Source organism: Phenylobacterium aquaticum, from assembly GCF_022695515.1.
In the GTDB taxonomy this organism is placed as follows: domain Bacteria; phylum Pseudomonadota; class Alphaproteobacteria; order Caulobacterales; family Caulobacteraceae; genus Phenylobacterium; species Phenylobacterium aquaticum.
Map to the genome: position 1 here is coordinate 23,650 of NZ_JALDPT010000039.1, position 22,502 is coordinate 46,151.

At 69.8% G+C, this 22,502-nt stretch carries 20 protein-coding genes and 2 pseudogenes; 12 read left to right on the forward strand and 10 right to left on the reverse strand.

Features of this window, described 5'->3' with window-relative positions; genetic code table 11:
• Positions 1-29: 29 nt before the first annotated feature.
• Positions 30-3,745 (reverse strand): annotated as a pseudogene (locus MQH10_RS22065) (hydantoinase B/oxoprolinase family protein).
• A gap of 71 nt (positions 3,746-3,816) precedes the next feature.
• Between MQH10_RS22065 and MQH10_RS22070 the strand changes: the two are divergent.
• Positions 3,817-4,512: a molecular chaperone DjiA gene (locus tag MQH10_RS22070; protein WP_242566139.1), complete on the forward strand. Its 696-nt coding sequence runs from the start codon at positions 3,817-3,819 to the stop codon at positions 4,510-4,512.
• 103 nt (positions 4,513-4,615) lie between these two features.
• Entirely contained in the window at positions 4,616-4,903 is a 288-nt protein-coding gene (locus tag MQH10_RS22075; protein WP_242566140.1) for a hypothetical protein, read from the forward strand.
• Positions 4,904-4,934: 31 nt separating this feature from the next.
• On the opposite strand, the gene MQH10_RS22080 is transcribed toward MQH10_RS22075, so the two are convergent.
• Positions 4,935-5,336: a surface-adhesin E family protein gene (locus tag MQH10_RS22080; RefSeq protein ID WP_242566141.1), complete on the reverse strand. Its 402-nt coding sequence runs from the start codon at positions 5,334-5,336 to the stop codon at positions 4,935-4,937.
• A 185-nt stretch (positions 5,337-5,521) separates the two neighbouring features.
• Between MQH10_RS22080 and MQH10_RS22085 the strand changes: the two genes are divergently transcribed.
• From MQH10_RS22085 to MQH10_RS22100, 4 genes are read left to right on the forward strand one after another with little or no spacing between them, the layout of a single operon-like run.
• Positions 5,522-5,809, forward strand: coding sequence for a putative quinol monooxygenase (locus MQH10_RS22085; protein WP_242566142.1), 288 nt, complete (start codon positions 5,522-5,524; stop codon positions 5,807-5,809).
• A 13-nt stretch (positions 5,810-5,822) separates the two neighbouring features.
• A complete protein-coding gene (locus MQH10_RS22090; RefSeq protein ID WP_242566143.1) occupies positions 5,823-7,046 on the forward strand; it encodes an acyl-CoA dehydrogenase family protein in 1,224 nt (407 codons plus the stop codon).
• Positions 7,047-7,074: 28 nt separating this feature from the next.
• Positions 7,075-7,506 carry a globin gene (locus tag MQH10_RS22095; RefSeq protein ID WP_242566144.1) on the forward strand — a complete coding sequence of 144 codons (432 nt, stop codon included), beginning with the start codon at positions 7,075-7,077 and terminating at the stop codon, positions 7,504-7,506.
• A complete protein-coding gene (locus MQH10_RS22100) occupies positions 7,506-8,669 on the forward strand; it encodes a serine hydrolase domain-containing protein (protein WP_242566145.1) in 1,164 nt (387 codons plus the stop codon). The genes MQH10_RS22095 and MQH10_RS22100 overlap by 1 nt, the downstream gene beginning before the upstream one ends.
• 177 nt (positions 8,670-8,846) lie before the next feature.
• On the opposite strand, the gene MQH10_RS22105 is transcribed toward MQH10_RS22100, so the two are convergent.
• Positions 8,847-10,322, reverse strand: coding sequence for an N-acyl-D-amino-acid deacylase family protein (locus MQH10_RS22105; protein ID WP_242566146.1), 1,476 nt, complete (start codon positions 10,320-10,322; stop codon positions 8,847-8,849).
• A 123-nt stretch (positions 10,323-10,445) separates the two neighbouring features.
• Here MQH10_RS22105 and MQH10_RS22110 point away from each other — a divergent pair, with 123 nt between their 5' ends.
• Together MQH10_RS22110 and MQH10_RS22115 are read left to right on the forward strand one after the other, a co-directional pair.
• Positions 10,446-10,907, forward strand: a complete 462-nt coding sequence (locus MQH10_RS22110) for a cupin domain-containing protein (protein ID WP_242566147.1) — start codon at positions 10,446-10,448, stop codon at positions 10,905-10,907.
• A 49-nt stretch (positions 10,908-10,956) separates the two neighbouring features.
• Complete coding sequence (locus tag MQH10_RS22115; protein ID WP_242566148.1) at positions 10,957-12,051, forward strand: NAD(P)/FAD-dependent oxidoreductase; 1,095 nt, start codon at positions 10,957-10,959, stop codon at positions 12,049-12,051.
• 82 nt (positions 12,052-12,133) lie between these two features.
• On the opposite strand, the gene MQH10_RS22120 is transcribed toward MQH10_RS22115, so the two are convergent.
• Positions 12,134-13,411: a cytochrome P450 gene (locus MQH10_RS22120; protein WP_242566149.1), complete on the reverse strand. Its 1,278-nt coding sequence runs from the start codon at positions 13,409-13,411 to the stop codon at positions 12,134-12,136.
• Positions 13,412-13,648: 237 nt separating this feature from the next.
• Here MQH10_RS22120 and MQH10_RS22125 point away from each other — a divergent pair, with 237 nt between their 5' ends.
• The 4 genes and pseudogenes from MQH10_RS22125 (at position 13,649) to MQH10_RS22135 (ending at position 17,063) form a co-directional block, all read left to right on the forward strand.
• Positions 13,649-14,749 (forward strand): NADH:flavin oxidoreductase, encoded by a 1,101-nt coding sequence (locus MQH10_RS22125; protein ID WP_242566150.1) that lies wholly within the window; start codon positions 13,649-13,651, stop codon positions 14,747-14,749.
• A 95-nt stretch (positions 14,750-14,844) separates the two neighbouring features.
• Positions 14,845-14,982: pseudogene (locus tag MQH10_RS27165) on the forward strand (GFA family protein); the annotation flags it as partial.
• A 47-nt stretch (positions 14,983-15,029) separates the two neighbouring features.
• Positions 15,030-15,248, forward strand: coding sequence for a GFA family protein (locus MQH10_RS22130; protein ID WP_242566151.1), 219 nt, complete (start codon positions 15,030-15,032; stop codon positions 15,246-15,248).
• Between the two features lie 87 nt (positions 15,249-15,335).
• Positions 15,336-17,063 (forward strand): amidohydrolase, encoded by a 1,728-nt coding sequence (locus MQH10_RS22135; protein ID WP_242566152.1) that lies wholly within the window; start codon positions 15,336-15,338, stop codon positions 17,061-17,063.
• Here the strand turns inward: MQH10_RS22135 and MQH10_RS22140 are convergent.
• The 6 genes from MQH10_RS22140 to MQH10_RS22165 form a co-directional block, all read right to left on the reverse strand.
• The gene (locus MQH10_RS22140) at positions 17,060-18,163 is read right to left on the reverse strand and encodes an acyltransferase family protein (protein WP_242566153.1); all 1,104 of its coding nucleotides are present in this window, start codon (positions 18,161-18,163) and stop codon (positions 17,060-17,062) included. The two genes, MQH10_RS22135 and MQH10_RS22140, sit on opposite strands and share 4 nt — an antisense overlap.
• An 87-nt stretch (positions 18,164-18,250) precedes the next feature.
• Complete coding sequence (locus MQH10_RS22145; protein WP_242566154.1) at positions 18,251-18,970, reverse strand: SOS response-associated peptidase; 720 nt, start codon at positions 18,968-18,970, stop codon at positions 18,251-18,253.
• Between the two features lie 24 nt (positions 18,971-18,994).
• Entirely contained in the window at positions 18,995-19,906 is a 912-nt protein-coding gene (locus MQH10_RS22150) for an SMP-30/gluconolactonase/LRE family protein (RefSeq protein ID WP_242566155.1), read from the reverse strand.
• 85 nt (positions 19,907-19,991) lie between these two features.
• Entirely contained in the window at positions 19,992-20,510 is a 519-nt protein-coding gene (locus MQH10_RS22155; RefSeq protein ID WP_242566156.1) for a dihydrofolate reductase, read from the reverse strand.
• A gap of 186 nt (positions 20,511-20,696) precedes the next feature.
• Positions 20,697-21,548 carry a thymidylate synthase gene (locus MQH10_RS22160; RefSeq protein ID WP_242566157.1) on the reverse strand — a complete coding sequence of 284 codons (852 nt, stop codon included), beginning with the start codon at positions 21,546-21,548 and terminating at the stop codon, positions 20,697-20,699.
• Positions 21,549-21,649: 101 nt separating this feature from the next.
• Positions 21,650-22,195 (reverse strand): DUF924 family protein, encoded by a 546-nt coding sequence (locus MQH10_RS22165; protein WP_242566158.1) that lies wholly within the window; start codon positions 22,193-22,195, stop codon positions 21,650-21,652.
• Between the last annotated feature and the right edge of the window lie 307 nt (positions 22,196-22,502).

The following is a 22,502-nucleotide window of genomic DNA, read 5'->3' on the forward strand; positions in this document are numbered from 1 at the left end:
GCGGCGGCGCTACCTGTGAATTTCGGCGGTCAGATGGCAGGCGGCGGCCCATAGCCTCCGCCGCCCGGGGTTTCGATCTCGATCACGTCCCCAGGCTTGACCGTAACGGAGAAGCAGCCGGGAAGCTCCGTCACGGCGCCGCTTTTTTCGATCAGGCGCTGGGCGCCGGGTTTCGCCGCCCCGCCGCCGGCCAGACCTTGCGGGGCGTTGAGGCGTCGGGTGGAGAGCAGGGCCGCGTCCATCGGGGCGAGGAACCGGATGCGGCGCAGGGCCCCGTCGCCGCCGGCCCGCGCGCCCGCGCCGCCCGAACCGTGGCGGACCGCGAAGGCCTCGACCCGCACGGGGAAGCGGCGCTCCAGGATCTCCGGATCGGTCAGGCGGGAATTGGTCATGTGGGTGTGGACGGCGCTCTCGCCGGCGTGGCGCGCCGTGGCGCCGGCCCCGCCGCAGAGGGTCTCGTAGTACTGGCGGGTCTCGTCGCCGAAGGTGAAGTTGTTCATCGAGCCCTGCGCATTGGCCATGACGCCGAGCGCCGCATAGAGGGCGTCGACCACGTGCTGGCTGGTCTCGACATTGCCGGCCACCACGGCGGCGGGCGGGGCCGGCGCCAGCATGGAGCCCGGCCGGTCAGGATCTTCAGGGGCTTCAGGCAGCCGGCGTTCAGCGGGATGTCATCATCGACCAGGGTGCGGAACACATAGAGCGCGCGCGCGTCGACGATGGCCGAGGGGGCGTTGAAGTTGGTCGGCAGCTGGTCGGCGCTGGCGGTGAAGTCGAGGGTCGCCTCGCCGGCCTGCGCATCGACCGTGGTGGTGACGACGATCTCGCCGCCGCCGTCCATGGGCACGCGGGCCTGGCCGTCGGTGAGCCGGCCGACCGCGCGGCGCACATTGGCCGCGGCGTTGTCCTGGACGAAGCTCATATAGCGGGCGACCACCTCGCCGCCGAAGGCCTCGATCATGCCGGCCACGGCCGCGGCGCCCGCCTGGCAGGCGGCGATCTGGGCCTTGAGGTCGGCGAGGTTGCGGTCCGGGGCGCGGCTGGGCCAAGGCCCGGACAGGAGCGCCGCGCGGGTCTCCGCCTCCAGGAACACGCCGGCCTTCATGATCGGCAGGGCGTCGAGCAGGACGCCCTCCTCGTCGATGGTCTTCGAGAACGGCGGCATGGAGCCGGGCTGCACCCCGCCGACGTCCGCATGGTGGCCGCGGGCGGCGACATAGAAGGCCGCGGCTTTTCCTCCCCCGTTCACGGGGGAGGGGGACCGCGCCGCAGGCGGGGTGGAGGGGGCGGCCGCAAACGCCGAGCCCGGTCTCGCCCCCTCCACCGCTTCGCGGTCCCCCTCCCCCGCAGGCGGGGGAGGAGAAGAGAGGAACACCGGCATGACCACGGTGATGTCCGGCAGGTGGGTGCCGCCGGCATAGGGGTTGTTCAGGGCGAAGGCGTCGCCGGGGGCCAGCACCGGGTGGCGGTCGCGAACCGCGCGCACGGATGCGCCCATCGAGCCCAGATGCACCGGCATGTGCGGCGCATTGGCGACCAGGCCGCCGTCGTCGTCGAACAGGGCGCAGGAGAAATCCAGCCGCTCCTTGATGTTCACCGAATGAGCGGTGCGCTCCAGGGCCGCGCCCATGGCCTCGGCCACGCCCATGAAGCGGCGGTTGAACAGCTCCAGGGTGACGGGATCGGGGCGATCGAGGGCGATGGCGCGGCGGGCCTGGGCGCCGAGGCGGGTCAGGCGGATCAGGCCGTCGGCCTCGGCGGTTGCGCGCCAGCCGGGGGCCAGAGCGATCTGGGTGTCGCCGCGGACGATCAGGGCGGGGCCGTCGGCGGCGGTCAGGGCGTCGGCGGCGAGGATCGGGGCGTCGTGGACAGCGCCGTTGGCGAACATCTCCATCCGCTCGTCCCCGCGCAGGCGGGGATCCATGCTGAGCTTGGTGGCGGCGGTGAGTCCGCTTGGGTCCCCGCCTGCGCGGGGATGAGCGGGGCTTTGGACGGCCTCAACCTCAACGCTGGCGATCAGGACAATGCGGGCCGGTTCGATGAATCCGAACAGGCGCTTATGGGCGACTTCGAAGGCGGATTTCGCCTCGGCGAGGGACGAGAACGGCGCCGGCAGTTCGGCGTCGGCGCCGTCGTAGCGCAGGCGCAGGGTCCGGCGGACCTCGCCCTCGGTCGCGCCCTGTTCGGCCAGGGCCTGGCGGGCGGCGGTCTCCAGCTGGTCCAGCAACTCTCCGGCGCGGGAGAGGCCGGCGGCGTCCAGCGGCGCCTCCAGCCCGGCCTGGCGCAGGGCGGCGACGCGGGCCTGGCCGATGCCCCAGGCCGACAGCACGCTGCCATAGCGGGGGCACAGCACCTCGGTGACGCCAAGCGCCTCGGCGGCCTGGCAGGCGACCTGGCCGGCGGCGCCGCCGAAGGCGACCAGGGCGTGGTCGCGGGGGTCGAAGCCCCGCTCGGTGGAGATGCGGCGCACGGCCTGGGCGGTCTGTTCGACGGCGACGGCGACGAAGCCCTCGGCGGCGGCCTCCAGGCTGTCGGCGCCCATGGCGGCGGCGAGCTCGGCCAGGCGGGCGCGGGCGGCCTGCGGATCGAGGGGCTGGTCGCCCCGGGGCCCGAACACCTTGGGGAAGAAGCGGGCGTCGAGCCGGCCCAGCACGATATTGGCGTCGGTCACGGTGGCGGGGCCGCCCCGGCCATAGGCGGCTGGCCCCGGCATGGCGCCGGCGCTGTGCGGTCCCGAGCGCGCGCGGAAACCGTCGAAGGTGAGAATCGAGCCCCCCCCCGCCGCCACGGTCTCGACGTCCAGCATGGGGCTGCGCAGGCGGGCGCCGGCCACGCGGGCGACGTCGCGGCGCTCGAGCGCCCCGGCATAGCGGCAGACATCGGTGGAGGTGCCGCCCATGTCGAAGCCCAGCACCGCCGCAGCGTCGGCCTGTTCGGCCGTGCGGGCCACGCCCACCACGCCGCCGGCCGGGCCGGAGACCACGGCGTCGCGCCCACGGAAGGCGGCGGCGTCGACCAGGGCGCCCGAGGAGGTCATGAAATAGAGCGGCGCGCCGGCGACGGCGGCCGCCACCCGGTCGACATAGGCGCGCAGGACCGGGGTCAGATAGGCGTCGGCGACGGTCGTCTCGGCCCGCGGCACATAGCGGGGCAGGGGGGAGACCTCGTGGCTGAGCGCCACGAAGGGAAAGCCGAGCTCGCGGGCGATCTCTCCCGCCGCGATCTCATGGGCCGGATTGAGGTCGGCGTGCAGGAAGGCGATGGCGCAGGCCTCGTAGCCCTCGGCCAGGGCGGCCGCGAGCCGGTCGCGCAGGCCGGCCGTGTCGAGCGGAGCGACCACGGCGCCGTCGGCGGCCAGGCGCTCGTCGGCCTCGACCACGCCCGCATAGAGCGGGGCGGGGCGGACGATATCCAGGGCGAAGAGGTCGGGGCGGGTCTGGTCGCCGATCAGTATGGCGTCGCCGAAACCCCGGGTGGCGACGAACAGGGTCTTGGCCCCGCGCCGCTCCAGCAGGGCGTTGGTGGCGACGGTGGTGCCCATCTTGATCGCCTCGACCCGGTCGGCCGGGAACGGGGCGCCCGGGGCGGCGTTGAGGACCCGGCGCATGGCCTCGACGGCGGCGTCCTCATAGGCGGGGGAGGCGGACAGCAGCTTCAGCGAGACCTCTTCGCCGTCGTCCGCCCGGCCGATGACGTCGGTGAAGGTGCCGCCCCGGTCGATCCAGAAACTCCAACGCCTGTCCAAAACTTAATTTCCCCGAGGGCAGCTTCGCGTTGTCAGCGCATCCGCAAGACTTTAGAACCCGAATTACTCCCATGAGCTTTTGGCGCAACATCGCAGGGCTCGCCGTCCGCCGTCCTGACGCGGCCGACTGCGTAGACTGTCCTCCCGGACCTCCGGGCGAGGACCCCGCCTTTTCGACCGCGGTCACGGCGCTCGGCGCCAAGCTGGCCAAGGCCGACGGCCGGGCCCACGTCGCGGAGTTCGACGCCTTTTCCCAGGTCTTCCAGACCGACGCCGCCTCGGAGCCGAACATCCACCGGCTCTATGACTTGGCGCGCCAGACGACGCGGGGCTTCGAGAGCTACGCCAAGCGGCTCGCCAAGCGCTATCGCAACTGCCCGCAGATCCTGGAAGACGTGCTGGACGGCCTGTTCCACATCGCCGCGGCCGACGGCGTCGTCTCCGACGAGGAGCTCGACTATCTGGAGCAGGTGGCCGGCTATTTCGGATTTTCGGCGCTCGCCTTCCGGCGGATGAAGGCCACCCATCTGGGCCTGGCCGAAGACGATCCCTACGGCGTGCTGGAAGTGCCCCACGACGCGCCGGACGATCACGTGCGCACCGCCTGGAAGCGGGCGCTGGTCGAGACCCATCCGGACAAGGCCCGCGCCCGCGGCCTGCCGGCGGAATATGTGGCGGTCGCCGAGACCAAGGCCGCCGCCATCAACGCCGCCTTCGACGCGGTGATGCGCGAACGCCGCTCTCTGGCGCTGGAAGGCGCCGTCTGATGCGGCACATAGGTTCATATTTGCGTAAGTCTGTTGACGTGTGCGGTCGTCAGACCGACATATTAATCGAAGATCGCTAGAAAGCCGGTCAATCGAGGACGCCATGGTCAGGGAATTCGCCCGCAAGCACGGTTCCGCACTCCGCAGCATCGCCATGGTCGGGGGCGCGCTCGCCACCACGGCTGCGGTCGCGGTGGGCGCGGTCCTGGCCCTGTTCGCCGCGGCGACGGTGGTGATCATCGCCGTGATGTCCAGCGCCCTGCTGGCGCTCGCCGGCCTCGCGCTCCGCGCCCGACGCACCGCCACGGCCCAGGCCGACGGCGTCATCGAAGCCCGCCACCTGGGCGGCCACCACTGGGTGGCCTATGGCTGGAACGAACGCGGCCGCTAGGGTTTCGCCCCAGGGCCGCGCTCTCCCCGGACTACTTCTTACAGAACTGAGCCTGCATGGCCGCGGCGCCGCCGCCGGGCGTGATCGCCTTGGCCGGGCCGGGCGTGGGGCTTTGGACGACCATCGCGCCTGAGGCGTCGTAGCCGGCGTTGCGGTTGTCGATATAGAGGCCGGCCGCGCAGTCGACCGAGATGCTCTCCAGCATGGTGGCGACCTGGACCGAGGCGCCCTGGGCGTTGGTCGTCGGGACCGGCGGGCTGAACTGGGCTTTCACCGTGGCGGTGACCACCTGCTTGCTCCAGCTCACCGAGGCGGAGTCGTAGGACAGGGTCTCGCCGTTCTGGGTTCCCCAGCTGACCCAGGTCGGGGTCTGGGCCATGGCCGGCGCGGCCATCAGCATCGGCGCGGCAAGCGCGAGCATGGCGATCTTCATGGTGTTCCTCCTCCCGGCGCGTTTCGGCCGGCTGACCTAAGCTTAACCATTGGCGAAGGGGGAACAATCAACCTGGCCGGACCAGGCGCCCCGAAACGGGCGAGGGTGATCGATGGTAAGTCGGGCTTGCCCGCCGCCATCCGCCCCTCTACCGTCAGACTTCAAACAAACGTTGGGAGGACGGCATGATCGGCGTGATCGCGACCTTGAAGGTCGCTGAAGGCAAGAACGCGGAATTCGAAGCGATCTTCACGGCATTGGGCGCTCAGGTGCGCGCCAATGAGCCGGGCTGCCTGGCCTACCAGCTGACCAAGAGCCGCACGGACGGCCAGGTCTACAAGGTGCTGGAGCTCTACAAGGACCAGGACGCCCTGACCGCCCATGGCCAGACCGAGTACTTCAAGGCCGCCGGTCCGAAGATGGGTCCGTGCATGGCCGGCCGTCCGGAAATCGAACTGCTCGACGGCGTCTGAGGAGCATATCGCCATGGACCTCGAATTCACGGCCGAGGACCTCGCCTTCGGTGACGAGGTCCGGGCGTTTATCGCCGACGCGTTCGACGACGAGATGCGGGCCCTGTCTGCTCAGTCGAAGAACCACCACCTGACCAAGGACGCCCAGGTCCGGTGGCTGAAGAAGCTCAACGCCAAGGGCTGGATCGCGCCGGACTGGCCGGTCGAATACGGCGGCACCGGCTGGAGCCACACCAAGAAGTACATCTTCGACATGGAGATGGCCCTGGCCGGGGCGCCGGAGACCTCGAACATGGGCCTGCGCATGTGCGCCCCCGTGGTCATGGCCTTCGGCACGCCGGAGCAGAAGGCCCAGCACCTGCCCAAGATCCTGTCGACGGACGTGTGGTGGTGCCAGGGCTATTCCGAGCCGGGCTCGGGATCGGACCTCGCCTCCCTGGCTTTGAAAGCTGATCTGGACGGGGATCATTACGTCTTAAACGGTTCAAAAATCTGGACAACCTACGCCCAGTGGGCCGACTGGATGTTCTGCCTGGTGCGGACCGGCAACGACCCGATCAAGCAGAAGGGCATCAGCTTCCTGCTGCTCGACATGAAGACGCCGGGGATATCGATCGTGCCCCTGCCGACCCTGGACGGGCCGCCCGAGGGCGACCAGGAAATCAACCAGGTGTTCTTCGACAATGTCCGGGTGCCGGTCTCCAACCGCATCGGCCAGCAGGACGAGGGCTGGACCTACGCCAAGTACCTGCTGCAGTTCGAGCGCGGCAACGCCTATGCGCCGGGCCTGACCAACATGCTGGGCAAGGTCAAGAAGATCGCCGGCTTGGAGCCGTCGGACGGCGGCCGCCGGATGCTGGACGATCCCGACTTCCGCAAGAAGCTGGCCGAGACCGAGATCAAGGTCGAGACGCTCAACGCCACCGAGCTGCGGATGTTCGCCGCCCGCACGGCCGGGCAGGCCATGGGCGCGGCCTCGTCCATGCTGAAGCTGGAGGGCAGTCAGGCCCAGCAGCTGATCACCGAACTGGCCCTGGAGGCGGCGGGCGTCTACGCCCAGCCCTTCGTCCAGGACACCTGGGCGGAGATCCGCGGCGGGACCAACACGCCGCGCGCCGGGGCCGATTACGCCGCGACCGTGGCGCCCATGTACTTCAACTACCGCAAGACCTCGATCTATGCCGGGTCCAACGAGATCCAGCACAACATCATGGCCAAGATGGTCCTGGGGCTCTAGCCCCGGGACCACACCTGGGGAGGACGCCATGCAGGCTGAGCTCGTCGAGCTGAGTTTCGAACTCGCGGCCGAGCGGTGTGAGGATCTCACCCCGCTGGTCTATGCGCGGCTGTTTCGCGAGAACCCCGAGATGGAGGCGCTGTTCTGGCGGGACTCCAACAATCAGGTGAAGGGCGAGATGCTGTCGCGGGTGGTGCGCGCCATCCTCGATTTCGTGGGCGAGCGGCTCTATGCGGCCACCCTGATCCAGTGCGAGGTCATCACCCACGAGGGCTATGACGTGCCGCCCAAGGTGTTCGGCCTGTTCTTCGGCACGGTGCGCGACACCCTGCGCGAGCTTCTCGCCGCCGACTGGAGCGCCGAGATGGACGCCGCCTGGGATAAGACCCTGACCGAGCTCGACTTCTATGTGACCCATCCCGACCAGGCGGAGACCACCGCCCCCGCCAAGGTGGCCTGATGTCCTATTCCGCGTTCGAACAGGCGCTCGCCCAGGCCGTGGCCCAGGGCAAGATCGCCGGCGCCGTCGCCCTGGTCACCGACCGGACCGGCCCGGTCTATCAGCACGCCCACGGGGTGCGGGCGGCGGGATCGGCGGCGGCGATGGACGCCGACACGGTGTTCTGGATCGCCTCCATGACCAAGGCGGTGGTCTCGATCGCCGCCCTGCAACTGGTCGAGCAGGGCAAGCTGTCGCTCGACGCGGACCTTTCGGGCCTGCTGCCGGATCTGGCCGGGCTGGAGGTCATGGAGGGCGTCGACGCCGACGGAAAGCCCAGGCTGCGGCCGGCCCGCACGGCCGTCACCCTGCGCCAGCTCCTGACCCACACCTCCGGCTTCGCCTATGGCTTCACCAGCCCCGAGATCCTGGCCTATCTGGCCGCGACCGGCGCGCCGGACTCCGCCTCCGGCTCGCGGGCGGCCCTGCGCCAGCCCCTGGTCTTCGAACCGGGGACAGGGTTCATCTATGGCATCGGAATCGACTGGGCGGGTCTCGCCGTGGAGGCGGCCAGCGGCCAGAAGCTGGACGCCTATGTGGCCGAGCACATCACCGGCCCGCTGGGCATGACCGACACCGGCTTCGCGCTGTCCGCGGACCAGGTCGCACGGCAGGCCGGGGTGCATGTCCGGGGCCCCGACGGCGCCCTGATCCCCATCCCCTTCGCCCTGCCGGCCAATGCCGAGGTGCTGTCGGGCGGCGGCGGCCTCTACAGCACCGTGCCGGACTACGCCCGATTCCTGCGGATGCTGATGAACGAGGGACGGCTGGACGGTGTCCAGGTGCTGGCGCCTGAGACCGTGCGCGGTCTGGCCGAGATCCAGACCGGGCCGGACCCGGTGGGCGGCTTCAAATCGGCCCTGCCCAACATGTCCAACGACTTCGATCCCCATCCGCACATGGGGTCTGGCCATGGCCTGGCGACCTTCGTGGCCCCGGCGCCCACGGGCCGCGGACGGGCCGGCGGCACGCTCGCCTGGGCGGGCCTCGCCAACACCTATTACTGGGCCGATCCGGCCAGCGGGGTGGGCGGGGTGCTGATGACCCAGGTCCTCCCCTTCGCCGATCCGACGGTGCTGAGCCTGCTGGGCGAGCTGGAACGCGGGGCGTACGGGACAGCCTGAAACGTTCCCCATTCCGCTCATCCCGGCGAATGCCGGGACCCAGATGGAATAGCTCAGATATGGGTTCCACGCGCGCTGCGCTGATCCAAGCGGCCTCCAGGCCTTTGGATCTGGGTCCCGGCATTGACTGCTTCGCGCCGCCCCTTCGGGGTCGCCGGGATGAGCGGTGTGTGGGGCTCAGGCCGCGCGCCGCAGAGCCTTGCCGGGCCGCGCCTCGGTGACGCGGCCGTCCCGGACCACCGGCTGGCCGTTGACGAACACGCAAGCGATCCCGGCCGGCGACTGCTTCGGGTCCTCGAAGGTGCCCCGGTCGATGATGGTGGCGGGGTCGAACAGCACCAGGTCGGCGAAGGCGCCTGCCTTCAGCACCCCGCGATCCTTCAGCCCGAACTTGGCCGCCGAGAAGCCGGTCATCCGGTAGATGCCGTCGGGCAGGCTCAGCACCGACAGGTCGCGGGCGTAGTGGCCCAAGACCCGGGCGAAGGTGCCGTAGAGCCGGGGGTGCGGCTTGCCGGCCAGGGTGGGCAGGCCGTCGGAGCCGACCATGGTCGAGGGGTGGCGCATCACCGTCTGGACGTCGGCCTCGCTCATGCTGTGCAGCACGACCGTGGCGCCGGGCGTCTCGTCGAGGACGCGGTTGAGGGTGGTCGCCAGGTCCTGGCCGAAGGCGACCATCAGGGCGGCGATCGACTGGCCCTCCCATTCGGGGTGATTGGCCGCCGAGGCGATCACCACGTCCTCTGGCATCAGGGACCCGACCCCGCCGCCCAGGCGGCCGTCCCCGGCCACGGCCGACAGCACCGTGCTGCCGGCGGTGTAGGGATACTGGTCGGCATGGACGTTCAGGCCCTGGCGCTGGGCGGCGTCGATGCGGGCCAGCGACTGGCGGACCAGGCCCCAGGCGGCGCGGCCGGAGGCCTTGTGGTGGGAGATCTGCACCCCCACCCCGGCCGCCTCGCCGATGCGGATGGCCTCGTCGATGGAGTCCAGCAGGCCTGTGCCCTCATCGCGCATGTGAGTGGTGTAGAGGCCGCCCGAGCCGCGCAGGACCTCGGTCAGCTCGATCAGCTCCTCGGTGCGGGCGTGGCGGCCCGGCTCATAGATCAGGCCGGTGGACAGGCCGAAGGCGCCGGCGTCCAGGCCCTCGCGGATCAGGGCCTTCATCTGGTCCATCTCGGCGGCGTCGGGCGCCTCGGTCTTGCGGCCCATGACCGACATGCGCACCGTCCCATGGCCGATCAGGGCGGCGATGTTGAGGGCCGGGGGCGCCTGGTCGATCAGGTCCAGATAGCCGCCATAGCCGTCCCAGCCGGGCAGGGTCGCGCCGGGGTGGAGGGAGCGGGCCAGGATCGCGGCGGAGGGGAAGGGGGCGGCGCCCATGCCGCAATTGCCGACCACCGAGGTGGTGACGCCGCCGGCGGTCTTGAACGCCATGTCGGGATGCAGGACGGCGGCGAAATCGTCGTGGGTGTGGACGTCGATGAAGCCGGGCGACAGGGCCTGCCCGCGGGCGTCGAGTTCCTGGCGGGCGGTCCCGGAGACGGCGCCGACCGCGGCGATCCGCTCGCCCTCGATGGCCAGATCCCCCGCGACGCCCCCCGCGCCCGTCCCGTCATAGATGACCGCGTTGCGGATGATCCAGTCGTACGCCATGTGCCGGTTCCCTGCTCCGCCCGCATAGTCGTCGAGCCCGGCGCGCTTGCCCAGTCCCGCCGGTTGCCGCCGCACCGGGTTGCGCACAGGATGGCGTTTTCCGAGGCCGCGCCTGGACCTGCCATGCCCAAGATCGACCTGTCCGCCGTTCCCGAGCGCAGGGGCTCGGGCTATCCGCCGCCCTATGACGCCCCTTGCGCGGCGCGTGTCCGCCAGAGACTGGGCGAGGCGGGCGGGCTGAAGGATTTCGGGGTCAATCTCATGCGCCTGCCGCCCGGCGGCTGGTCGAGCCAGAGGCACTGGCATTCCCACGAGGACGAGTTCGTCTATCTGCTGGAGGGCGAACTGGTGCTGGTCGAGGACGGGGGCGAGACGCCGCTGAAGGCGGGCGACTGCGCCGCCTTTCCCAAGGGCTCGGGCGACGGCCATCACCTGGTCAATCGCGGGGCGACCACGGCGGTCTATCTGGAGGTCGGCTCCCGCGACCCGGAGGACCTGACCACCTGTTCGGACATCGACATGATGAGCGCCAACGCCGACGGCAGATTCGTGCGAAAGGACGGCTCGCCGATCCCGGCCGCTTGATCCGACGGCCCGGCGCACGGCAAGGCGGCCGAGGCCAGGAGAGGATTCCATGCAGGACTGCGATGTCATCGTGATCGGCGCGGGCATGGCCGGCGCCTCCATCGCCACCGAGCTGGCGGCCCGCCAGGCGCGGGTGATCGTGCTGGAGATGGAGGACGCGCCGGGCCGGCACACGACCGGGCGGTCGGCGGCCCTGTTCTCGGAGATCTATGGCAATGCGGTGATCCGCGCCCTGACGCGGGCGAGCCGGCCGCGGCTGGCCGAGGGGTTCATGACCCCGCGCGACTGCCTGCACATCGCCAGCGCCGAGCAGCTGGAACGGCTGGAGGCCTACGCCGCCCTGCCGGACGTGGCGGGCGCGTCGCGGCGGGTGTCGGCGGCCGAGGCGATCGCGCTCTGTCCCATCCTGCGGCCCGACTATGTGGCCGGGGCGCTCGCCGAGCTGAACGCCTATGACATCGACGTCGACGCCCTGCATCAGGCCTATCTGCGCCAGATCCGCAGCCTCGGCGGGGCGGTGATCTGCGATGCGCGCCTGGAGCGGGCCGAGCGGACGGACGGGGTCTGGACCGTGACGGCCGGCGGGGCGGCCTATCGCGCGCCGATCCTGGTCAACGCTGCGGGCGCCTGGGGCGACGTGGTCGCGGCCCTCGCCGGGGTCGCGCCCCTGGGCCTGGCGCCCAAGCGCCGGACCATCGCCATCGTGCCCGCGCCGAAGGACGGCCGCTGTGACGACAGCCCCTTCGTGGTCGATGTCGATGAGCAGTTCTATTTCAAGGCCGAGGCCGGGCGGATCATGATCTCGCCCGCCGACGAGACCCCCAGCGACCCTTGCGACGCCGCGCCGGACGAGCTGGACGTGGCCATCGCCATCGACCGGGCCCAGGCCGCCGCCGACCTGCCGGTCACCCGCGTGCTGTCCAGCTGGGCGGGCCTGCGGACCTTCGCGCCCGACCGGACGCCGGTGCTGGGCTTCGACGCGGCGGCGGCGGGGTTCTTCTGGTGCGTGGGCCAGGGCGGCTACGGCATCCAGACCGCCCCGGCCATGGGCGGCCTGGGCGCGGCCCTGGTGCTGGGGGCGGCGCCGCCCGCGGGGCTGGAGGACCTGGACCCGGCCCTGCTGTCGCCGGCGCGGTTCGGCTAGCGACCTGCAGCAAGAAGGCCCGCCGCTTTCGCGACGGGCCTTGCTGAAACGCGATGAGCGGCCGCCCAGGGGCGGCGCGGGCTCAGTACTTCGAGGGGATGGTGACCATCATCTTCAGATAGCCCTTCACGAAGGCCGAGGGCACGAGCTCGGGCTCTTCGACGACCTTGATCTCGGGGAAGCGCTTCAGGATCTCTTCCCAGAGAATGCGCAGCTGCAGCTCGGCCAGGCGATTGCCCACGCAGCGGTGGATGCCGAAGCCGAAGGACATGTGCTGGCGGGGACGCTCGCGGTCGATGATGTAGGCGTTCGGGTTTTCGATCACCTCTTCGTCGCGGTTGCCCGAGACGTACCACATGATGACCTTGTCACCCTTCTTGATGGTCTTGCCGCCCAGTTCCGTGTCCTGGGTGGCGGTGCGGCGCATGTGGGCCAGCGGCGTCTGCCAGCGGATGGTCTCGGAGACCATCGACGGGACCAGCTCGGGATTGGCGCGCAGTTTGGCGTATTCGCCCGGGTTGCGGTTCAGGGCCAGGACCGAGCCGGTCATGGAGTTGCGGGTGGTGTCGTTGCCGCCGACGATCAGCAGGATCAGGTTGCCCAGATACTCCATCCGATCCATGTTCTTGGTGGCTTCGCCGTGGGCGAGCATCGAGATCAGGTCGCCCTTGGGCGGGGCGTTGACCCGCTCTTCCCAGAGACGCGAGAAATAGTCGACGCACTCGAACAGCTCCATGCGGCGTTCGGCTTCGACTTCCTCGGGATCGGTGGACTTGAACAGGCCCGACTCCGGACCGGCCGTGGCGATGTCGGACCAGCGGGTCAGCTTGCGGCGCTCTTCGAACGGGAAGTCGAACAGGGTGGCCAGCATCTGGGTGGTCAGTTCAATCGAGACGCGATCGACCCAGTCGAAGGGCTCGTTGATCGGCAGGTTGTCCAGGGTGTGCTGGATGCGGCTGCGGATCAGGGGCTCCAGCTCCTGCAGGTTATGGGGCGAGACGATCGGACTGACGGTCTTGCGCTGGACGTCGTGCTTCGGCGGGTCCATCGCGATGAACATCGGCAGCGTGAAGTCGTCCTTGGGGTCGAAGATCGTGATCGACGGCTCCGACGAGAACACCTCGTGGTTGGTGTCGACGGCCATGATGTCGTTGAACTTGGTCACCGACCAGAAGGGCCCGTCCTCGTGCTGGCCTTCCGGGTGATAGTGGACCGGGTCTTCCTTCCGCAGGCGCTCGAAATAGGGCCAGTAGGATTCGGTGCGCCACAGCTCGATGTCGGTGACGTTGATCTCCTCAAGGGGGATGGCGTAGGCCTTGGCCCGGGCCTCGGCTTTCAGGTCAATCGCGCCGTCGCTCATCGTCATCCTCCATTGGGCGGCGTTTCACGCCGCGCCAGGCTATCTAATCGCTGTTCAGAAGAGTGCCGGACGCAGGGTCATCTGGCAAGATGCGCCAAGGTGACATCGGCGTCATTTTTGCGCGGATATGTCGTTTTCCGCTCATCTTGGGCGCTTCCGAGAATTTCTGGACTGACGCAGGGGCAGGGCCGTGCTCTATCGGCGTTCGAACAACCGTTTGAACTTTACGGAGCGCCCATGGCCGCCGACGCCCTCTTCCAACCCTTCGCCTTCAAGGGCCTCAACCTCAAGAACCGGATCGTGATGGCGCCGATGACGCGCTCCTTCTCGCCCGGCGGCGTCGTGAACGAGGAGGTGGCCGCCTATTATCGCCGCCGCGCCGAGGGCCAGGTGGGCCTGATCATCTCCGAGGGCACCGGCGTGAACCGCCCGGCCTCGGTGAACGACAAGAACGTCCCGCGCTTCTACGGCGAGAGCGAGCTGGCCGGCTGGAAGCGGGTGATCGACGAGGTCCACGCGGCCGGCGGCGTCATGGCGCCCCAGCTGTGGCACGTGGGCGCCGTGCGCACCCGTGATCCGGAATGGGCCCCGCCCGGCCCCTATGACAGCCCGTCCGGCCTGTCGCGTCCGGGCAAGGAATTCGGCCAGCCGATGACCGATGAGGAAGTCGCCGACGCCATCCAGGCCTTCGCCGACGCCGCCGCCCACGCCAAGGCGCTCGGCTTCGAGGCCGTCGAGCTGCACGGCGCCCACGGCTATCTGATCGACCAGTTCTTCTGGGACGGCACCAATGTCCGCGAGGACGCCTATGGCTCCAAGGACCTGCCGGGCCGCGCCCGCTTCGCCGCCGACATCCTGAAGGCCGTGCGCAAGGCGGTCGGCCCCGACTATCCGGTGATCATCCGGATCAGCCAGTGGAAGCAGCAGGACTATGACGTGAAGCTGGCGACCACGCCCAAGGAGATGGAAGCCTGGCTGACGGCCCTGACCGACGCCGGCGCCGACATGCTGCACTGCTCGCAGCGCCGCTTCTGGGAGCCGGAGTTCGAAGGTTCTGACCTGAACTTCGCCGGCTGGGCCAAGAAGCTGACGGGCGTGCCGACCATCACCGTGGGCTCGGTGGGCCTGACTGGCGAGTTCATCGCCGCCTGGGGCGGGGAGCAGTCCAAGCCCGCCTCGCTGGATGAACTGGTCCGCCGCCTCGACCGCGGCGACTTCGACCTGGTGGCCGTCGGCCGCGCCGTCCTGCAGGACCCCAACTGGGTCGTGAAGGTCAAGGAGGGCCGCGAGGCCGAACTGATGAACTATGACGCCAAGGCGCTGGCGACCTTGAGCTAGGCCGAGCTATCGTCGTCCTCCTGAACCGGGAGGAGACGATGTTCGAAGGCGGGTGCGCCTGCGGGGCTGTGCGCTATCGGCTGACCAGCCCGCCAATGTTCGTCCACTGCTGCCATTGCCGCGACTGCCAGAGGCAGACGGGCGGCGCCTTCGCGATCAACGCCCTAATCGAGACCGACCGGATCGCGATCGCTTCGGGCGAGATCGCGCCCAGCCGCATGCCCACCGACAGCGGCCGGGTCCATGACGTCTATCGCTGCCCCGCTTGCGGGACCGGGCTGTGGTCCGATTATGGGGGCCGGCCGCCCTGCGCTTCGTCCGTGTCGCCACCCTGGACGACCCGACCGCGCTCAGGCCCGACGTCCACATCTTCACCCGCACGCGCCTGCCCTGGGTCGAGGTGACGGGGGCGCCGCAGTTCGAGGTCTATTACGACATGCCGACCCTGTGGCCGGCCGAAAGCCTGGCGCGACGCCGCGCGATCCTGGGCGACGGCTGAGGCCCAGCTTGGGGTGAACGGCGCTGGTCAGGCGGTCGTCCCCGTGAAATCGTCAGTACGATTATAAAAGCTATGGGGGGAGACGTCATGTGCCGCGCCTGCGAGCCGGGGTTTCGCGCGCTGATGCGCACCGGCCTGTCGCGCCGGGACATGGCGCGCAGCGCCGCCGCCTTTGTCGGCCTGGCGGTGGCGGGCGAGGCCTCCGCCGCAGAGGCTGGTCCGGCGGACGTAATCTTCCAGGGCGGGACAGTGCTGACCCAGGACGCCCGCTGGCCGCGGGTTACGGCGCTGGCGGTGCGGGGCGACCGCATCCTGGCGGTGGGCTCAGTTGCGCACGTGGCTGCGCACCGCGGTCCCAGGACCCGGATCATCGACCTGGCCGGCCGGACCCTGGCCCCCGGCTTCGTCGAGCCGCACATGCACGGGACCTCGGTGTTCTTCGACGACTGGCTGGACCTCAGCCCCTTCACCACCGCGACGGTGGGCGAGGCCCTGGACAAGGTCCGCGCCGAGGCGGCCAAGGCGCCGGACGGGGCCTGGATCCGGGGTCAGGGCTTCGATCCGGCCCTGCAGCCGGGCGGGCCGATCACCCTGGATCGCCTGGACGCCGCCGCGCCGGACCATCCCCTGATCATCGTCGAGGGCAACGGCCATGTCGCCTACGCCAACCGCCGGGCGCTCGCTCTGGCCAAGGTCGACGAGACCACGCCGGACCCGCCCCAGGGCCGGATCATCCGCGACGCGGGCGGGCGGCTGACCGGCCGGTTCGAGGAGCCCCCGGCCATGGGGCTGCTCCTGAAGATCCTGCCCCAGATGGGCCTGGCCGAATATCGCCGGCGCCTGCGCCGCCTGCTCGACAAGGCCGCGTCCGTGGGCTGCACCTCGCTGCACGACTGCGGGGTGGGCTCGATCTACCAGGGGGCGGAGTTCGACGCCCTGGCGGCGGTCATGAAGGACGACCCGCCGGTGCGCTATTCGGCGGCCCTGGTCTCCAACCAGATGGACCAATGGCTCAAGCGGGGTCTGACGCCGGGGGCCGGCGACGATCTGTTCCGGGTGACGGCGATGAAGCTGTTCTCCGACGGCTCGAACCAGGCGCGCTCGGGCTATCAGCGCGAGCCCTATCTCGGCGGGGACCGGCGCGGGGCGCTGAACTACAGCGGCGCCGAGATCGAGGCGGTGATGGCGCGGGCCCATGGCCTGGGCTGGCAGGTCTCCGTCCACGCCAATGGCGATGCGGCCATCGACACCGTGCTGGCGGCCTATGCCGCGGTGCTGGCCAAGGCGCCGCGCGCCGACCACCGGCACCGGATCGAGCATTGCAGCATCCTGCACCCGGAGCAGATGGCCGAGATGCGGCGGCTGGGCGTCTCGCCCTCGTTCCTGATCGGCCATGTGCACTATTGGGGCCGCGCCTTCCGCGACCAGATCCTGGGGCCGGAGCGGGCGAACCTCTACGACCCCTGCGCCTCGGCCCTGAAGGCGGGGCTGAGGATTTCCCTGCACTCCGACTACAGCGTCACGCCGATGGAGCCGCTGCGCTACATGGAGAACGCGGTGACCCGGGTGATGAAGGACGGGGGCGAGATGCTGAACCCGGCCGAGCGGATCACCCCGGACCAGGCGCTGCGCGCCGTGACCCTGGACGCGGCCTGGCAGTGCCAGGCGGACCATGTGGTCGGCAGTCTGGAGGTCGGCAAGTACGCCGACCTGGTGCTGCTGGAAGGCGATCTCACGCGGGTGGATCCGACCACGATCCGCCAGATCAAGGTCGGCGAGACCTGGATGGGCGGGCGCCGGCGCTATGGCGGCTAGGCCGCGGCGGTCGCGGCCTTGGCGGCCGGGGCGCGGTTCAGCCGCCGGACAAGGCCGCGGCCCAGGGCCTGGCCGGGGACCTCGATCCAGGCGTGGAGGGGCCAGGCGACCAGAGCGGTCGCCGCCACCGTGACGGCGCTGGCCAGCAGGAACTGCATCCCCACCCCGCCCCGGGCGGCCTTGAGCGCGTCATAGACATGGGCGCTCTTCAGGGTGGCGATTACGTGGGGATGGGCCAGATAGAGGCTGAAGCTCACCTTGCCTAGCCACCGGGTGGCGGGATTGGACAGGGCCTCGTCCGGGCGGCTGGCCAGGGTCAGACAGGCCAGGGCGATGGGGATCGACCAGAGGCTTTGGTAGACGGTGTTGATCGCCGGAGAATTCAGCAGGCCGGCCAGCGGCCCCGCGGCCCAGACGAGGCCGGCGACGCTGACCACGGTCAGGAGCAACAGGGGGCGGAACGCCAGGGTCGGGCGGGCCTGATAGAGGCGATAGGCGACAATGCCGGCGGCGAAGAACGGCAGGTTGAAGGCCAGGCTGTGGGCCACATAGTTCGATAGCCCGCCGTTCAGGGCGACCATCGCCAGGGCTGCGGCCACGGACGCGATCACCAGGACCACGGCGGACGTCAGGCTGCGGGCGAGCGCCAGGACGAAGGGAAAGATCAGGTAGAACAGCATCTCGACGCCGATCGACCAGGAGGCCAGGGCGATGCCCTCCACATGGGCCGGCGCGAGATTGAAGAGGAAGGCGCCCGCCAGGAGGATCTGTCCAGGGTGGGTGAGCGCCCAGGCCAGGGACAGGTGCCGGACGATCTCGACCGCACAGGCGAAATAGTAGAGCGGCGCGATCCGGAACAGCCGGCGCAGATAGAAGTCGCGCAAGCCCCCGCCGGCCAGGCGGCCGTCATAGCCATAGGCCAGGCTGAATCCGCTGACGGCGAAGAACAGCGGCACGCCCCGACCCGCATGCCATTTGAGGGCCTCGAGCGCGTGGGGTGGGTCAAACCCCGCCAGCCAGATGACATGGAAGACGATGACCAGCAGGGCGGCGTAGGCCCGCAGGGATTCGATGCCTCCCAAATGCTCCCGGCTGACCATGGCGCCTCCGAATCCACCATAGGTCGCGCGGATTCGGGTGCAAGCTCTAGTGTAGTTTTTGTGACGGCTCTACCAGCGCGGGCTTCTCTAGGGCAGGGCCTTGCGCATCTCCGCGGTCATCAGCTGGGCGCGCGGCGCCTCGGTGACCCTATAGGTTCCGGGCGGGGTCTCGGTGATCAGGGCGGCCTTGCCGGGACCTGCGAGGTCCAGCCATTCGAGCCCCTGCTCCAGGGTCAGCACCGCGGGCTGGCGGTCGTGGACGGCGCCGACCTCGGGGCCGGGCGGACCGGTGACGAAGGCGAAGCTCTCGATCGGCTCGGCCAGATCGGACGGATGGGCGCGGTCCCAGATCCCGGCGAAGAACCGCACGCGGTCGGTCTCGCTCGTGGGCGTCCAGCTCACCTCCCAGCGGCGCTTGGGCTGACCCTTCTTCCAGCCCGGCGGCTCGTCATATTCGATGAAGCTGGAGACCGGGATGAGCGCGCGGCGGCGCTTATAGGCCTCTCGGAAGGCCGGGGTGGTGTCGATGGTCTCGATGCGGGCGTTGGTGCACATCGACTTCCAGGCCGAGACCGGGGCCTTGTGGAAATAGGGGATCATCCACCAGCGCCGCTCGACCCCCTCCAGACCCGCGCGCGGATCAGCCGGATCGACCGGCCGGATCATCGCCGCCCGGTTGGTCGGGCGGACCGGATCGTCCGGGTCGCGGTTGGGCTCTGGATCGGCCCAGTGCATGGGGATCTTGATCTGGGAGAAGGCGTCGGCGTACTCGCCCCGCTTGATGCGGTTCTGGAACTCGTTGCACATCGCCGACGCCTTTCCCGCTTCAGTCTAGGCGTTGAAGTTGAGCTTGAGGCCCGGGCGCGGCCAGGTCGCCTTGAACAGCTTGCCGGTGGCCGAGCAGGTCACCCAGGCGGTGGTCATGTCCGGCCCGCCGAAGCAGATGTTTGTGACGATCAGGTCCGGGAAGGCGAAGTGCTCATAGGCGCCGTCCGGCTGGATGGCGGTGATCCCGCCATTGATGATGGTGGCCACGCAGACCCGGCCGTCGGCCTCCACGGCCAGGCTGTCGAACAGCTGGTAGCCCGGCAGGTTGACGATCACCCGGCCGGGCGCGAAGCCCTCCGGCGGGGCCAGCACGCCGGGCGACTGGACGTCGAAGGCCCAGAGCCGGCCGAGATTGGTGTCGGCCACATAGACGACCTTCTCGTCCGGCGAGAGGCCGACGCCGTTGGGCGAGATGATGTGGTCGCGCTGGCGCGAGATGTGGGAGCCGTCGATCTTGGCGTAATAGAGCGCGCCGTACTTCTTGCCCTCGGGGGTCGAGCAGCCGTGGTCGGTGAACCAGAAGCCGCCGGACTTGTCGAAGACGATGTCGTTGGGGCCGATCAGCCGCTTGCCGTCGCAGCTATCGTAGATCGTCTTCAGCTCGCCGGTCGCCAGGTCGAAGCGCTGGATCATGCCGCCGGTGTGGCTGGGCGGGGTGGGGCCGGGGATGGTCAGGCCGCCATTGTCCAGCCACTCGAACGAGCCGCCGTTATTGGTGATGTAGATCGCGCCGTCCGGGCCGATGGCCGCGCCATTGGGGCCGCCGCCGGTGTCGACCACGGTGGTCTTATTGCCGTCCGGGGTGACGCGGGTCAGGCGCTGGCCCTTGATCTCGGTGAGGATCACCGAGCCGTCGTTCATGGCGATGGGGCCCTCGGGGAACTCGAAGCCCTCGGCGATCAGCTCGATATTCATGGCGCGTACCTCTCCCAGACATGTTCTTGGTTGGCGGCCACTATGGCCGAACCTGCCCCTGGGGAGACAAGCGGTTTCTGGGGGATCAGCGGCGTTCCAGGACGCGGATGGTGAAGGGGTGGTCGTCGCCTTCGCCGGCGGGATAGTCCTGGGAGCGGACCTCCTTCCACTGGCCCTCGTCGAAGCCCTCGAGCGCCACGTCGCCCTCCAGGTCGGCATGGACCTCGGTCAGATAGATGCGGCCGGCCTTGGGCAGGGCCAGCTTGAACAGCGAGACGCCGCCGATCACGCAGACCTCGGACTGGCCGTCATCCTCGGCTTGCTCGCGGGCGATGGCCACAGCCTCGGTGAAGTCCTCGCAGACCACGCAGCCGGGCGGAGCGAAGGAGCCGTCGCGGGACATGACGATATTGGTGCGCCCGACCAGCGGGCGGCGGGGCAGGCTGTCCCAGGTCTTGCGGCCCATGATCACCGGCTTGCCCATGGTCACCGCCCGGAAGTTGGCGAGGTCGGTCTTCAGCTTCCAGGGCAGGCCGCCATCCTTGCCGATGACGCCGTTGCGGGCCCGGGCAATGGGGCCAGCGGTGAGGGTGATGCGTGTCATGGGAGCGAGGATACACGACTCGGAGCCCAAGCTCCTCCCCCGCTGGGGGAGGTGGCCCGAAGGGCCGGAGGGGGCCGCCCTCGCGAGAGGGCGGTCGCGGCGGACCGTCTGGATCCGACCCTGCGGGTCGGCCCCCTCAGTCGGCTTCGCCGACAGCTCCCCCAGAGGGGGAGCAGCCTTGAGTGATCAAACCGCGATCGGCGCCCTGATGGCGTCGTGGGCCTTGTAGCCGCGCAGCTTGAAGTCCTCGAACTCGAACGCGAACAGGTCGTCCTTGTCGGCGATCTCCATCAGCGGCAGGGGCAGGGGCTCGCGGGCCAGCTGCTCGCGGGCCTGGTCGAGGTGGTTCAGATAGAGGTGGGCGTCGCCCAGCGTATGGACGAACTCGCCGGGCTCCAGCCCGACCACCTTGGCCACCATCATGGTCAGCAGCGCATAGGAAGCGATGTTGAACGGCACGCCCAGGAACACGTCGGCCGAGCGCTGGTAGAGCTGGCAGGAGAGCTTTCCGTCCGCCACGAAGAACTGGAACAGGCAGTGGCAGGGGGGCAGGGCCATGTCCTCGACCTCGGCCGGGTTCCAGGCCGAGACGATATGGCGGCGGCTTTCCGGATTGGCCTTCAGGCCGGCCACCAGATTGGCGATCTGGTCGATGACCCGGCCGTCCGGCGCGGTCCAGGAGCGCCACTGCTTGCCATAGATGGGACCCAGTTCGCCTTCCGCGTCCGCCCATTCGTCCCAGATGCTGACCCCGCGCTCCTGCAGCCAGCGGACATTGGTGTCGCCGCGCAGGAACCAGAGCAGCTCCAGGATGATCGACTTCCGGTGCAGCTTCTTGGTGGTGAGCAGCGGGAAGCCCTGGGCCAGGTCGAACCGCATCTGGCGGCCGAAGACGCCCAGCGTGCCGGTGCCGGTGCGGTCGCCGCGCTGGACCCCGTTCTCCAGGATATCGGCCAGGAGGTCGAGATACTGACGCTCGGGATGATCGGCCGGAGCGGCTTCGGTCTCGCGCGAAAGGAGGGCGAAGGGTGCGTTCATGGGGCTGCCTGTTCGCGGGTGATTCGGCGCCGATTCGCGACGGCCGTCAGCCGGCTTGGCGCGAGGGCGGGACGGAATGCGGGGGATAAGCCTGCGACGGATCAGCCCGCGAAGCCGCCCTCGTCGAGGAAGGCCTGTTCTTCCGCCGTCGTCTCGCGGCCGAGGGCGGCGTTGCGGTGGGGGAAGCGGCCGAACTGGGCGATGACGTCCAGGTGGATGAGGGCGAACTTCAGATAGTCCTCGGCCCCCAGGATCTCCATCAGCCGCACCGCCTCCTCCTGGCAGGCCAGGTCCTCGGCGTGCTCGAAGGGCAGGTAGAAGAAGACCCGCAGGTCCTCGTCGATCTCCTGGTCGAAGCCGGCGGCGATCGCATGGCGGGCGATCGCAAGCGCCTTGCCGTCGGTGGCGTAGGCGTGGGCGTTGCCGCGGTAGAGATTGCGGGGGAACTGGTCGAGGACGATCAGCATCGCCAGGCAGCCCTCGGCCGTCGCCATCCACTTGGCGTCATAGTTCCCGCGGGCGACGTTGTGATGCAGGGCCTCGAACTTCAAAAGGATGGCGTCGTCGAAGGACCGCTTGCCGGCGAACCACTGCTTGGGGCCGGCGTGACGCCAGAAGCCGATCACGTCCTGGGGCTGGGCGACCATGGGGGCTCCGTTCGGGTTAGGGTCCCTATGTCGCGGCGTCAGGGGATCTGTTCAAGCTCGGTTCAGCTTGGCGGGCTCAATCCTTAACGCCAAGGGACGAACAGGCCCGCCGCGCCCCCCGGCGCCGGATGAGCGAGAAAAGACATGAAGACGGTGATGAGCGGCGCCCTGGCGCTGATCCTGATGGCCCAGGCGGCGCCCGCGGCCATGGCCCAGGACAATCCCCAGGAGCGACATGACTGGCGCGGGCCCCGCCCCGCCCCCGAGGCGCCGCGGCCCGTGCAGCCGCAGGCGCGGCCCCCGCGCC